Here is a 13,403-nt window from a genome sequence, read left to right on the forward strand (position 1 = left end):
TCATCCCCCTACAGGGAGCAGCCAGAAGGTGAGGTACGACCCGCCCGTCGCCAGCAGGGGCACCACGTTCTGCATCAGCACGACCCGCACGCTCGTCCCGGGGTCGAAGAGGTCCGACCGGACCGGGGCGGGGCGCCGCGACGCCCCCTGCGGCGCGGACTGCGAGCGCACGGCCCCGACCGTCGCGTCGTCCCCGCGCGCCAAGGCCCCCACCGACACCTGGGGGGATACGTCTCCGCGCACGGCCTCGGCCACCGATACGGCCTGGGTGGAGCGCCCCCACCCGAGGCCGATGATGCAGAGGGTGGCGACCACGACGAAACTCGCCGGGATGCCGAGGGCCGACAGCGCGATGATGATGAGCGAGCTGAGGAGCGCCACCACGATCGCGGCCGTCAGCGGCAGGTCGGTGATGTCGTTGCCGAGCGTCTCCATGGTCCGGCGGGCAATCGTGAGGGCCCCCACCGCCACCGCCCCACACCCGATGAGGATGCCGGGGGTCATGGCCAGGGCGCCGCTTCCCACCAGCGGCGCGATGGCGTTGGCAATGTTGCTGGTGCCCGAGCTAAACGCCATCAAGAACCCGATGCTCACCAGCACGGCCGTGCCCACCGCCTCGCGCCACGACGTGTTGGGCCCGAGGGCCGGCCATAGCTGCGGGCTGATGCGCTCCATCCGCACGACGGGGGACTCGCGGAGACGGACCACAGGCCACCTTCCCAGCTCTACACGCTCGAACGCCAGCAGCGGGCCGTCACTCTGCTCGATGGCGACGCGCCGGTCGAGGGCCTCGTACCCGTAGCGCCCCACCATGACGGCGAGCCAAAAGCCAATGATGGGGGACAGAATCCACCAGGCGAGAATTTCTCCCACGACGGCAAAGTTGAGCTCCCCGCTCGCAAGGCCGAGGCCAATGATGGCCCCCACCGCCGTCATCGACGTGGATGCCGGGGCCCCCGAAAGGTTGCCCACGAGCAGCGCGCCGCCGATGAAGAACAGCACGATGATGCTCGCTTCGAGCGTGAAGACGGATGGGTCGTGGACCAGCTCCGTGCCCAGCGTGTCCACGACGCGACGCCCAATCGTGTAGGCCCCGCCGAAGAAGGCCACCGCCATGAGCACTCCCGCGGTGGGCTTCGATAGGACGTTCGCCCCCACCGCCGGCCCAAAGGCCGGCCCGGTCGTCGCGCCGCCGATGTTGAACGCGACGAAGCACGCAATGATGACGCCGCCGATGAGAAACGGATCGCCCACCGTCACGAGTCAGAACGTGGTGCTGCAGGGTTTCAGAGGCGTACTAAAACAAACTGGTTTTCCGGAAAGATCCCCCTTCCGAAGCCCCTCCGCGGGCGTAAAATGCCGTCTGTGCTGGATCTGGGGCAGTGGGCCGTCGCCACCAGATGAAGCTCGTTCCGGAGGAAGCCGTCTCCGGGGCACGCGCACCGGGCCACAACGCAAGGCGCTCGCGAGGACAATCCACCGGGGCCGGCATGTCCCCAATGGGACTAGCTGTGCTCCTCTTCCGCCGTATGCTGCTTCGTGGAGTTGAAACTGATGCGGGGCCAATTTTCCATCGTGCGCTCCAGCCGAAAGTCACTGAGCGCGAGGTACGCCAGGTCCCCGCCGGCGTCGCGGAAGAGACTGTCCATGTTTTCGGCCTCGAAGTCCTCCAGGTCCTCCGCCGGACCGTCGATCCAGCGGCAGCAGGCGTAGCGCACGCCCGTGAGGTGGGCGTCCACATTGTATTCGTCCTCCAGCCGGTCCAGGGTCACGTCGAACTGCAGCTCGCCGACGGCCCCGAGGATGTAGTCGTTGCCGCGGAGCGGACGGAACGCCTGGATGGTGCCCTCCTCGCTCAACTGCTGCAGGCCCTTGCTTAGGTGCTTCGACCGGAACGGGTCGTCGAGGCGCACCTTGCGGAAATGCTCCGGCGCAAAGCTGGGCACCCCGGTAAAGTGAAGGGGCTCGGCCGTCGAAAAGCTGTCCCCAATCTTGACGCGCCCGTGGCTCATGATGCCGATGATATCGCCCGGATAGGCCGTGTCCACCCCCTCCCGGTCCTGCGCCATGAACGTGGTGGCGTTATTGAGGCGCATCGTCTGCCCGGTGCGGTGGTGGATCACCTCCATGCCCTTCTCGAATTTTCCGGAGCAGACCCGCACGAAGGCCATGCGGTCGTGGTGCTTCGGGTCCATGTTCGCCTGAATCTTGAAGGCGACGCCCGTAAAGTCGTCTTCGTACGGCGAGACGTCCCGGGTCACCGTGGGACGGGGTTGGGGCGGCGGGGCGATCTCGACGAAGGTGTCGAACATGTCCCCCACCCCAAAGTTGCTGAGCGCACTGCCGAAGAAGACCGGCGTCTGTGTGCCGCCGAGGTAGGCCTGCAGGTCCAGCTCGTCGCCCGCCTCGCGGACCAGCTCCACGTCGAACCGAAGGTCGTCGGCCTGATCGCCGAGCACCTCGTCGAGCTGGGGGTCCTCCAGGTCGTCAATCGGCAGGCGCTCGTGCTCCCCGTCCATGTCGGCGTGGGAGAAGAGGTGCAGTTCGTCCCGGTACAGGTTGTAGGTGCCACGGAAGCGGTTGCCCATCCCGATGGGCCAGGAGAGCGGCACGGTCTCCAGATCGAGCGTGTCCTCGATGTCCTCCAGGATGTCGAGCGGCGGCAGGCCGTGCCGGTCCATCTTGTTGACGAAGGTGATGATGGGGGTGTCCTGCATCCGACACACCTCCATCAGCTTCTCCGTCTGCTGCTCCACGCCGCTCGCGTTGTCGAGCACCATGATCACGCTGTCGGCCGCAGTGAGGACGCGGTACGTATCCTCCGAAAAGTCGCGGTGGCCTGGGGTGTCGAGCAGATTCAGCTCGTAGCCCCGGTAGGGAAATTGCATCACCGAGGAGGTGACGCTGATGCCCCGCTCCTTCTCCATCGTCATCCAGTCGCTCATCGCAAAGCGGTCGGCCTTGCGGGCCTTGATCTCACCCGCCTCGTGGATGGCCCCCCCCTTCAGGAGGAGCTTCTCGGTAAGGGTCGTCTTGCCCGCGTCCGGGTGGCTGATAATGGCGAACGTCCGGCGCTTTTCGATCTCGTCCTTGAGGACTGGATCTACGTCATTCGTCGGGGCGGTGGCCTCCTCCGGCGACAGGGCATCGGTGGTGCTCACGGCAGGGGAACGGTGGGTTTTCAGAACGACAACGTATAAATCGCGGATGGAAAAGCATCCACTGTACCGTTACGAGGCGGACATCAGACGGTTTTGGACGCCTTCGGCCCCGAGACAGTCTCCAAGAAGCATTCACCCTGCCGGCCTCGCAGATGTAGATGATCAGTCCGGGGGGGACGGCCGGAGCGGAGCCACGGACAGGCCCCGGAGCCCAATCTCCCCCAGGCTCCGATCGTCCTCCCGGAACGGCACCCAGAAGAGGCCGGCGGCGTCCCCGGTCTTCATCGCGCCGGGATTCAGGCGGCCCCGGACCGCAGTCGTGGTGTCCGCCGCAGGCGCCCGAAAGACGAGCGTAAATCCGTACTGCACGGGCACCTCGTTTTCGTTGATGAGACGCAGCACGATCCCGTCGTGCTCGTTGTTGGCGTCCGGATAGTAGATGTAGGAAACCCGAAGCCCCTTTTTCTCGATGATTGGCGTCCAGGCGTCTGCGTGCCAGGCCGCGCTCGTGTCGCCGGCCACGCCCCCCTTCTGCGCCCACCCCACCGACACGGGCAGGAACCCCAGAACCAACACCCCGATGATGTAGCGCTGAGAGACCTGCATGGCCATTGACCCTCGGGTGTACCGCCATCGCACTGCGCACAGCCCCCGACCGTCGCGTCGCGTCTTCTCGGCTTCAAATGAAGAGCAGGGCCACGCCGGACGCCCCGACGATGAGGAGGAGGCCCGGCACCACCGCCCGCCGCAGGCCCGCCGTGCCAGTGAGCGCCACGATGCCGCCCTTGAGCACCGTATTGGCGGCCGCCGCAATCACAATGGCCCGGGTGGCGGGCACCGCCCCTACGTCCCCACTTTCGTGGAGACGAGCCATCGAGAGGGTGATGGCGTCCACGTCCGCCAGCCCCGCCACGACGCTCGACAGGTACACGCCGGCGTCGCCAAAGTAGGTTTGGGCCCCGTTCGACACAACGAGAATGACGGCGTACAGCACCCCAAATGTGACGGCCGGGCCAAGGCGAAACGGATTTTTGACGGTCTGGGGTTCGTCGTGCTTCTCGACCGGCTGCACGCCGTACAGGTACCCGCAATAGGCGAGGATTACGACGAAAACCCCCAAGATGGGCGCCCAGACGGTCAGGAGCAGAGGCGGGTTGATGACCGCCACCTCCACGATGACCCGCACAAACATGATGGCCCAGGCCAGCAGCACGGCCAGCGCGAAGGGCCGGTCCAGCCCTTCCGAGTCTCGGCTCCGTTCCGCGACGCTCAACGTGACGGCCGTGCTCGACGCGAGCCCCCCAAGAATGCCCGTCAGTCCCACGCCGCGACGCGGGCCCACGACCTTAATGAGCACGTACCCCAGGAAGCTGATCCCAGAAATCAGCACGACCATGAGCCAGACGTTGTACGGGACCAGCACGTCGAACGGCGACGGGCCGTAGCCCTGCCGCGGCAGCAGGGGCAGCACAATGACCGTGATGACCGCAAACTTGAGGGTCGCGATTACATCTTCCTGATCGAGCGTGCGGGCGAGGGCGTGGGTTTGCACCTTCAGCGACAGGAGCACCGCCGTCCCAACCCCGAGGGCCGCGCCCAAGCGGAGATTCCCCCAGTAGCAAAGCCCCCCGGTGAAGAAGGCCACGAGTGCCGCCATCTCGGTGGTGAGGCCGGTGTCTCGCGCTCGGGCCTGGAGGAAATGCCCGACGGCAAGCAAGATTCCTATTGCAATAACAGTCATTGCGAACGGCCACGCGCTCTCAAGTTCAGTGGCGCCCAGGGCCGACGCCGCCCCCAGGAGCGCAATGATGGGAAAGGTCCGTGCGCCGGCGATCAGCTCCCCCTCCCCGTCGGCCCGGTCGCGGTACGCATACTCGCGCTGTAGCCCCATGAAGAGCCCAAGGACGAGGGCCACCCCAAAGCGGTAGAACAGCGTCAGCGTGTCAGACGGCATGGTGCGGTGCCCAGTCGGAAGGAGGTGTCGTCGAGGAGGCCGCCCGCACGCCATCAACGGACGGGGGCCGAGGCAGAGGGTGAACAGCGGGCCGTCGCATCTCTCGCGCCCCGGGATCCGTCGGTGACAGGGGGCCGTCGATCCAGCCGCGCCCGTCGTACACGAGTTGCCCTACATATTCGCGGATGGCAGCGGTGGGTCCGGCCAGGGCCCCGGCGTCGGGGAGCACGTCGGGCACGGTGTGACGTCGGTCGCCCACCTGAACGTCCGTCGGCGCCGGCACGGCCTTGATGCCCGCACTCCGAAAGACCGCAAGGGCCCGGGGCATGTGCAGGGCGGAGGTCATCAGGAGCACACGGTGAAGTCCCCGCCGATCCCTGCGCCCACGAGCACCAGGCCGAGGAACAGGGGATGACCGAAGAGGCTCAGAAGGTTGGTGACGAGAAGCGACCCGGAGAGATGTCGTCTACGGGAGGGGCCGGTGTTCCTCTGCGCCCACCGGACGCGAACCGGTCGTGGGGGGCGGGCAGACCGCGAAGAAGTGTCCCCATGACTCGGCGCCCCACCGGTCGGGCAGCGGGCCATCCGCCGCGTCGATTCCGTTGCGTCCGGCCCCGCACGACCGGCGCCGGGAGGGGTTCGCTGTTGGAAAACGTGCCGTCGTCGGCAAACCAGTGGGCCTGCACAGTGGGGCCCGGAGTGCGGCGGCGAGAGCATCGGGAATGCTCACGCCCGAGGCGGCCCGTGTGGGCGTGGCAGCCGCCACCCGAGTGAGGCCCCTCATCCGGACGCCGTGCCGCCGAGGGTTCCGGATTTCGCCTGCTCGATGAAGGTGTTCAGGCACTTCTGGGTGCGAGACTCTACAAAGTGCCCATTGATCAGTACCGTCGGGGTGCTGTCGACCCCAACCTTCACGGCCCGCTTCCGCTGCTGAAGGACCTGATTCCGATACTCGTTCTGCTCCACCCGTTCGCTCAGCACACTGGGGTCGAGGTCAATCTCGTTCGCGATGGCCCGGAGGTCCTGCATTCCGATGCCGCCCGGTCCCTGGCGCGCGTACTGCGCCTCCAGCATCTCGTTAAACTTGTCGGACTGGGCCGCCACGTACAGGGCCTGGATCTCCGGCAGCGACGAGCGACGGAGCGGGAACGGCTTGTAGACAAACCGCACCTCGTCGCGGTGGGCCTCCACCACCTGCTTCATGACCTGGTGAAAGTCTTTGCAGTGGGGACAGTTTGGATCAAAGTACTCGATGACCGTCACCCCCGCTTCGTTGCTGCCCGCGGTGATGTCCTGAAAGCCGACGAGGGAGGCCCCCTGGTCCTGCAACGGCGTCTTCGAGTCGTCGAGGTCGCACTGGGCCGGGGCGGCCGACTCGGACGCGGAGCGGGGCTGCGGGGCCGCTGCACTCGTCTCGTCGAAGTAGACAAGATCCATCCCGACGAGGACGGCCGCGGCGGCGGCGCAGTAGACGAAAAGGGCGACCTGCCGTTTTACGAGTCGAGACGACATGGAATTAGGAGGGGCTGTTGGTGAGGAAGCAAGCAGGGCAACCTGTCCTGCAAACAGGAGGGTCGTGATCAGGGCCGATCCCAAACACAGAAGGCACAGGGCCTTCAGGGGCCCAAACTGGAGGTACGTGAGGTACGCCGAGTACGCAATCCCGCCCGTGAGCAGACCGATTCGGGCCCCGTGGATCCATGCTCGCACCCTCGGCACGACCCAGAAGACGGCGACGGTGAGCACGCCGACCATCCCATAAAACCCGAGCCCCCAGGTTGTGTTGGGCACCCCCAGGAGTTCGCTTCCCGCCCCGGCGGTTACCGCCGCGCAGTCGAAGATGGACGAACCGCCCCCGAGCGCGGAGCCCCCGAGGCATCCATTCTCGAAGGTCCTGGCCTGCTGGATCAAGAGGTGCACGACGTCGAGAACCCCCAACAGGGAAAGCCCAAACACCACAGCCTCCAGGCGCGGACGGTATCCCCGCAGCCGTTCGCGAAGAGTCTGCACCAGAGGCATGGCCGCTTGGATTGGGGTCGGGATTGGGGGTCCGTAGAACCAAAACTTGAGCCCACTGCAGGTTCCTCCCTCCCCGCGCAACGGATCCTGGCCGGGCAGGGCCCCTGCCGCCCGCCCGCCGATCCTCCAATTGAATTTCAAACCGTTCCCGTTGCGAATGGTGATTCTGGGTGGTACTCTGTGGCTGTATGATTGACAAAAGCGGCACCACATCCTTCGGCTGGTGGCTCTGGCGGCCTTCCCTACGGGTCGAGAGCCCCCTGCGTGCCTGACTGCTGTGCACTGCCCCTCGTACTGAATGGCTCTGGACCCGCTGCCAATTGGTGGCGGGTTTTTGTTTTGCCCCTTGTCTTCTCCACACATGACCTACGACGACTTTCGCACACGTGTCGACACTGCCCGGGCCAGCGGCCTGTCGCGTCTCGTGGTGCCCGTACACGCCCGTCGGAGTGCCGATCTCCTCACCCCGGTCTCGGCGTACCTCGCCCTCCGAGAGGACTCTCCATTCAGCTTTCTCTTCGAGAGCGTGGAAGGGGGGGAGAAGTTGGCCCGCTACTCCTTTCTGGGACGGGACCCGTACCGCATTCTAACGGGCCAGGCGTTTGGGGCCACGGTCGAGGTGGACGAGCGCCGCACGCCCTCGCCGGAGGCCGGCCTGCCCCCCCCTACCGGCTCCATCTTTGAGGTGCTGGATGCGTACCTGGACCGGTACGAGGAGGTCGAACTGCCGGACCTGCCCCGGCTGAGGGGCGGGGCCGTGGGCTACCTCGGATACGACGCCGTGCGTCTCGTGGAGGACCTCCCGGACGCGCCCCCGGACGACCTCGGCCTCCCCGACGCGGTGTGGTGCTTCTACGACACCGTCGCCGCCTTCGACCACGTCCGCCACCAGCTCGTGCTGATGGCGAACGTGTTCGTCGACGAGGAGACGGACCTGCGCGCCGCGTTCGAACACGCCCAGGCCCGCCTCGCCGACCTGGAGGCGGACCTTAAGCGCCCCTCCGATCCCCCAGCCCCCGTCGAGTGGACGCAGGCGGAGCTCACGTCTAACATCGAGCAGCCTGCCTTCGAGGACGCCGTCCGGACGGCCAAGGATCACATCCAGAAGGGCGACATCTTTCAGGTCGTCCTGTCGCAGCGCTTTGCGACCGCCTTCGAGGGGGACCGCTTCAACCTGTACCGCGCCCTGCGACAGGTCAATCCCTCGCCCTACCTCTTTTACCTCGACCTCGACGACCTCGCGCTCGTGGGCTCGTCGCCGGAGGTGCTGGTGCGGGCCGAGGACGGCACGGCCGAGGTGCTGCCGATCGCCGGCACGCGGCCGCGGGGCGAGGACGAGGAGGAAGACGAGGCCCTCGCCGAGGAGCTGCTCGACGACACCAAGGAGCGCGCCGAGCACCTGATGCTCGTCGACCTGGGCCGCAACGACCTGGGCCGCGTCTGCCAGTACGCCACCGTGGAGGTGGACCGGTACGCCTACGTCGAACGGTACTCCCACGTCATGCACATCGTGTCGTCGGTCAAGGGCGCGCTCGCCCCCGATCAGAGCTCCATGGACGCCCTGGCGGCCTGCTTCCCGGCCGGGACGGTCAGTGGCGCGCCCAAGGTGCGGGCGATGGAGATCATCGACGACCTGGAGCCCTCCCGGCGCGGGGTCTACGCCGGGGCCGTCGGCTATGTCGACTTCTCCGGAACCCTCGATACCTGCATCACCATCCGCACCATGGTCGTGGCCGACGAGACGGCGTACGTGCAGGCCGGGGCGGGCATCGTCGCGGACAGCGACCCTGCCCGCGAGTACGAGGAAACCCGGGACAAGGCCGCCGCCCTCCGGCAGGCCCTTCGGGTGGCCTCGGAGGGGCTGCTGTAACCGCTTGGCCACGCCCCGCCGGTCGCCCCTCGCACCGCCCCGCCCGCAAACTTCCCCCCCGGACGACGGTACCAACCACGCTCTGTCTTCCAATCCCTCTTCCCGGTTATGCCGAACCCAATCAAAGAGGCCCTTCTCAACCGCGGCTGGGCCGGCCAGACGCTCAGCCGGTCCGAGACGGTCGACCGCATCGACCCACTCATCCGGCAGCACATTGAGCTGAACCACCACTACGGCGCCGCCATCCGCCACTGCGACGACGAGCGTGTCGTGGACGTGCTGGAGCGCCTCCAGAAGACCGCCCGCACCGACGTGGGCAAACTGTCCGAGACCGTCCTGAGCTGCGGCGGCACGCCGTACAACGGCACGGACCTCTCCCCCGAGGACTTTACGCTGAAGGGGTCGCTGAGCAAGCTCTTCGAGGAGCTCCACGACCTCGAGACGGCGTTCAACGACGCCCTCGGGGCGGAGCTCGACCTCGAACACCAGATGCGGACCCGCGGGGTGCTCCAGGCAATCCGGAGCAACAGCCAGGACCGCCTCGACGCCCTCGACGCCCTCCAACGACGCATCGGCAACGCGGCGTAGCACGCCCCCGACGCCTTGTCCCTCCACGCCCTCACGCCCCCTGCCCCGATGGAAGCCCCCGACTCTGCCTCGCCCCCGGACACCGAACGCCCCGCCGACCCGGTCGTGGTCTCCGGCATCCAGCCGTCCGGCCGCCTGCACCTGGGCAACTACTTTGGGGCCCTTCGCCAACACATTGCTCTGCACCGGCAGCACGACGCCTACTACTTCATCGTGAACTACCACGCGATGACGACGGTGCAGGACGCGGAGCGGCTCCGCGAGCACACCTTCAACGTGGCGCTGGACTACCTCGCCCTCGGCTTCGACCCCAACGAGGCGGCCCTCTTCGTGCAGAGCGACGTGCCGGAGGTCACCGAGCTCATGTGGATCTTCTTCAACCTCCTCCCCACGAGCGCCCTCGAGAAAGGAGTGGCCTATAAGGACAAGGTGGAGGCCGGCCTTACGCCGAACGCGGGCCTCTTCAACTACCCGGTGCTGCAGGCCGCCGACATCCTCGCGTACGGCGGCTCGCTGGTGCCCGTCGGGGCGGACCAGAAGCAGAACCTGGAGATCGCCCGCGACCTGGCCCGTCGCTTTAACAACCGGTTCTGCCCGGAGGACGAGCCGCTCCTCCCCGTCCCTGAGCCCCAGATTCTCGACGACGTGGCCGTGGTCCCCGGCACAGACGGGCGCAAGATGTCGAAGAGCTACGACAACACCATCGGCATTTTCGACGAGGGCGATGCGCTGGAGGAGAAGGTGATGAACATCGTGACCGACTCCACCCCCCTCGACGCCCCGAAGGACCCCGCGTCCTGCAACGTCTTCGCCCTGATCACCCTGTTTGCCGACGCGGAGACCCAGCAGGAGATCGCGGATAAGTACCGGGCCGGCGGGTACGGCTACGGGCACGCCAAGCAGGCGCTCAAAGAACTGATCGAGGAGCACTTCGCCGACGCACGGGCCCGCCGCAACGACCTCGAACAGCGCCCGGACTACGTGCGCGACGTGCTCCGGCAGGGCGCGACGGAGGCCCGGGCCCAGGCCGAGCCCCTCCTGGAAAAGGTGCGCGACCGGGTCGGCCTGGTCCGTACCCACTGACGGGCGGTGACGGCCCGGCCGTCGTGACGGCTCCCGATGCGCGTCCCGCACGACGACGCGATGATCCCGGCCGTCCCCGCTCCAAAGACCCATCTGACTTCCCGCTCCCCATTCCGCCCCACCCATGATTCTGGTCATAGACAACTACGACTCGTTCACCTACAACCTCGTCCACCTTGCGGGCCGCGAGACGGATGATGTGGAGGTGGTCCGCAACGACGACCTTACGGTCGCGGACGTGGCGGCCCGGGACCCGGACGGCATTTTGATTTCGCCAGGCCCGGGCCATCCGTCGGAGGCCGGCATCACGGAGCCGGTCATCCGGAAGCTCGGCGCGACGACCCCGATCCTGGGCGTCTGCCTCGGGCACCAGGCCATCGGGGAGGTCTACGGCGGGTCCGTCACCCAGGCCGACGAGCTGATGCACGGCAAGACGAGCCCCGTCCTCCACGAGGGCACGCCGCTCTTCGAGGACGTCGACCCGTCGTTTGACGCGACCCGGTACCACTCCCTCGTCATCGACCCGGACACCTTCCCCCACGAGGACCTGGAGGTGACGGCCACGACGGAGGAGCACGACACGATCATGGCCCTCCGCCACCGCACCCATCCGCTGTACGGCATCCAGTTCCACCCGGAAAGCGTGATGACGCGGGCCGGGCCGACGATCATTGCCAACTGGCTCTCGATCGCGCTGGACGAGCGGTCCCCCGCCCCCACATCCTAATCCATCTCAGTCCTTCCACGTCTTTCTCGAAACCCCTTTCTGCCTGTGAACACCCTGCTTCAAACCATCGCCGACGGCGATCCGCTCTCCCGCCCGGAGGCCGAAGAGGCCATGGCCACGATGATGAGCGGTTCTGCGCGGGACGAGCACACCGCCGCCCTGTTGATGGGCCTGCGCACCCGGGGCGAGACGCTGGACGAGCTGGTCGGGTTCACGAAAACCATGCGGGAGTTTGCCGTCTCGGTGGAGACCGACGACCCCCAGACCATCGACCTTTGCGGCACCGGGGGCGACGGGGCCAGCACCTTCAACATCTCCACCACCGCCTCCTTCATTGCGGCGGGCGCCGGGGCGACCGTGGCCAAGCACGGCAACCGCTCGGTCTCGTCCCAGTCCGGCTCCGCCGACGTCCTGGAGGCCCTCGGCGTACAGATCGACCTCGAAAAGGAGGGCGTGGAGCACTGCCTCCACGAGGCCGGAATCGCGTTCCTGTTCGCCCCCTTCTTCCACCCCGCCATGCGGCACGTCATGCCGGTGCGCAAGGCGCTCGGGGTCCGGACCTTCTTCAACATCCTCGGCCCCCTCTGCAACCCGGCCGGCGTCACCCGACAGATCGTGGGCGCCTTCGACACGAGCACGGCCCAGACGATGGTGCGCATCCTCGCCGAGCTCGACGCCGACCACGTCGTCACGCTGCACGCCGATGATGGGCTGGACGAGGTCAGCATCTCCGCCTCCACCACGCTCTTCGAGTACGACGCCTCCGACCAGAACCCGGTCCCGCGGAGTCACGAGGTGGGGCCGGAGAGCCACGACCTGGATCGGGCCTCCATATCCACCCTCGAAGGCGGTACCGCTCAGCACAACGCCTCCATCCTCCGCAACATCCTGTCCGGGGAGGACCAAGGGCCCCGCCGCGACGTCGCGCTGTTGAACGCCGCCTATGCGCTCCACGTCAGCGGCCAGTACGCCGACCTCGACGCCTGCCTGGAGGCCGCCGCGGAGAGCATCGACTCGGGCGCCGCGCTCGACGCCCTCAACACCCTCGCAAGCGTGTCGAAGAAGGCCAAGTCCGAGTAAGGCGCCGGACGGCCCGCGACGGCACGCACCGCGTCCTTCCCCACACCGCCCCCACTCACCGTGAGCATCCTGGACGACATTATCGACGACACCCGCGAGCTCGTGGAGCAGCGGAAACAAGAAACCCCAGCCTCGGAGCTCAAGGAGCGTCCGTTCTACGACGAGCGGGAGCCCCTCTCCCTCGCGGAGGCCCTGAAAGAGCGGGGCCTCTCGTTCATCGCGGAGGTCAAAAAGGCCTCTCCCTCCAAGGGCGTCATCCGGGAGCCGTTCGATCCCGCCGCCATCGCTCAGCAGTACGCCGAGCACGACGCCGCCGCGATCAGTGTGCTTACGGAGCCGCTCCACTTTGAGGGGGGCCTGGAGCACATGGCCTGGATCCGTGCCCACGTGCCCGAGACGCCGCTGCTGCGAAAAGACTTTATCATCGACCCGTACCAGCTGGTGGAGGCGCGGGCCGTGGGGGCCGACGCGGTTTTGCTCATCGCGACGGCCCTCGACCCCGGCCTGCTCGCCGAGCTGCACGCCGCCGCCACCGAGCTCGGGCTCTCCTGCCTCGTGGAGGTGTACGAGGAGGAGGACCTCGACAAGATCGATTGGGAGCAGGTGAGCGTCCTGGGGGTGAACAACCGAGACCTCCACACCTTCGAGGTCGACCTCGACAACTCGCTCCGCATCTTCGACCAAACCCCGAAGGGGATCGGGCGCGTGGCCGAAAGCGGGCTGAGCGACCCCGAGACGCTCGTGCGCCTCCGCAAGGCCGGCGTCAACGGCGTCCTGATCGGCGAGCACCTGATGCGTGCGGAGCATCCCGGCGAGGCGCTCGCTCGGCTCCGCGCCGAGGGCAAGAAGATCGCCGCTCAGCAGGCCGGCTAACGACCACTGGGCGCCGGCCCCGAGACGGCCATCACTCCATCCGCTTTC

General features: G+C 67.2%; 12 protein-coding genes. 6 read left to right on the top strand and 6 right to left on the bottom strand.

What is annotated here, in order from left to right; translation table 11 throughout:
* The 6 genes from OJA40_RS01590 to OJA40_RS01615 form a co-directional block, all read right to left on the bottom strand.
* Nucleotides 1-1,254: an inorganic phosphate transporter gene (locus OJA40_RS01590; RefSeq protein ID WP_208425980.1), complete on the bottom strand. Its 1,254-nt coding sequence runs from the start codon at nucleotides 1,252-1,254 to the stop codon at nucleotides 1-3.
* Nucleotides 1,255-1,505: 251 nt separating this feature from the next.
* Nucleotides 1,506-3,143, bottom strand: a complete 1,638-nt coding sequence (locus OJA40_RS01595; protein WP_208426002.1) for a peptide chain release factor 3 — start codon at nucleotides 3,141-3,143, stop codon at nucleotides 1,506-1,508.
* A gap of 180 nt (nucleotides 3,144-3,323) precedes the next feature.
* Nucleotides 3,324-3,767, bottom strand: a complete 444-nt coding sequence (locus OJA40_RS01600) for a hypothetical protein (protein WP_208425981.1) — start codon at nucleotides 3,765-3,767, stop codon at nucleotides 3,324-3,326.
* Between the two features lie 73 nt (nucleotides 3,768-3,840).
* Nucleotides 3,841-5,115, bottom strand: coding sequence for an MgtC/SapB family protein (locus OJA40_RS01605; RefSeq protein WP_208425982.1), 1,275 nt, complete (start codon nucleotides 5,113-5,115; stop codon nucleotides 3,841-3,843).
* A complete protein-coding gene (locus tag OJA40_RS01610; RefSeq protein WP_480918965.1) occupies nucleotides 5,105-5,470 on the bottom strand; it encodes a YdcF family protein in 366 nt (121 codons plus the stop codon). The genes OJA40_RS01605 and OJA40_RS01610 overlap by 11 nt, the downstream gene beginning before the upstream one ends.
* 425 nt (nucleotides 5,471-5,895) lie before the next feature.
* Nucleotides 5,896-7,134, bottom strand: a complete 1,239-nt coding sequence (locus OJA40_RS01615) for a vitamin K epoxide reductase family protein (RefSeq protein ID WP_208425984.1) — start codon at nucleotides 7,132-7,134, stop codon at nucleotides 5,896-5,898.
* 361 nt (nucleotides 7,135-7,495) lie between these two features.
* Between OJA40_RS01615 and trpE the strand changes: the two genes are divergently transcribed.
* From trpE to trpC, 6 genes are all read left to right on the top strand, one after another.
* Complete coding sequence (gene trpE / locus OJA40_RS01620; protein ID WP_263791658.1) at nucleotides 7,496-9,004, top strand: anthranilate synthase component I; 1,509 nt, start codon at nucleotides 7,496-7,498, stop codon at nucleotides 9,002-9,004.
* Between the two features lie 108 nt (nucleotides 9,005-9,112).
* Nucleotides 9,113-9,592 (top strand): hypothetical protein, encoded by a 480-nt coding sequence (locus tag OJA40_RS01625; protein ID WP_208425986.1) that lies wholly within the window; start codon nucleotides 9,113-9,115, stop codon nucleotides 9,590-9,592.
* Nucleotides 9,593-9,640: 48 nt separating this feature from the next.
* Nucleotides 9,641-10,675, top strand: coding sequence for a tryptophan--tRNA ligase (trpS, locus tag OJA40_RS01630; protein ID WP_263809848.1), 1,035 nt, complete (start codon nucleotides 9,641-9,643; stop codon nucleotides 10,673-10,675).
* Between the two features lie 124 nt (nucleotides 10,676-10,799).
* Nucleotides 10,800-11,402 (top strand): anthranilate synthase component II, encoded by a 603-nt coding sequence (locus tag OJA40_RS01635; protein ID WP_208425988.1) that lies wholly within the window; start codon nucleotides 10,800-10,802, stop codon nucleotides 11,400-11,402.
* A gap of 45 nt (nucleotides 11,403-11,447) precedes the next feature.
* The gene (gene trpD / locus OJA40_RS01640; protein ID WP_208425989.1) at nucleotides 11,448-12,482 is read left to right on the top strand and encodes an anthranilate phosphoribosyltransferase; all 1,035 of its coding nucleotides are present in this window, start codon (nucleotides 11,448-11,450) and stop codon (nucleotides 12,480-12,482) included.
* A 60-nt stretch (nucleotides 12,483-12,542) separates the two neighbouring features.
* Nucleotides 12,543-13,355, top strand: a complete 813-nt coding sequence (trpC, locus tag OJA40_RS01645) for an indole-3-glycerol phosphate synthase TrpC (RefSeq protein WP_208425990.1) — start codon at nucleotides 12,543-12,545, stop codon at nucleotides 13,353-13,355.
* The last annotated feature ends 48 nt before the right edge of the window (nucleotides 13,356-13,403 follow it).

Origin of the sequence: Salinibacter pepae (assembly GCF_947077775.1) — a bacterium.
Classification (GTDB): Bacteria; Bacteroidota; Rhodothermia; order Rhodothermales; family Salinibacteraceae; genus Salinibacter; species Salinibacter pepae.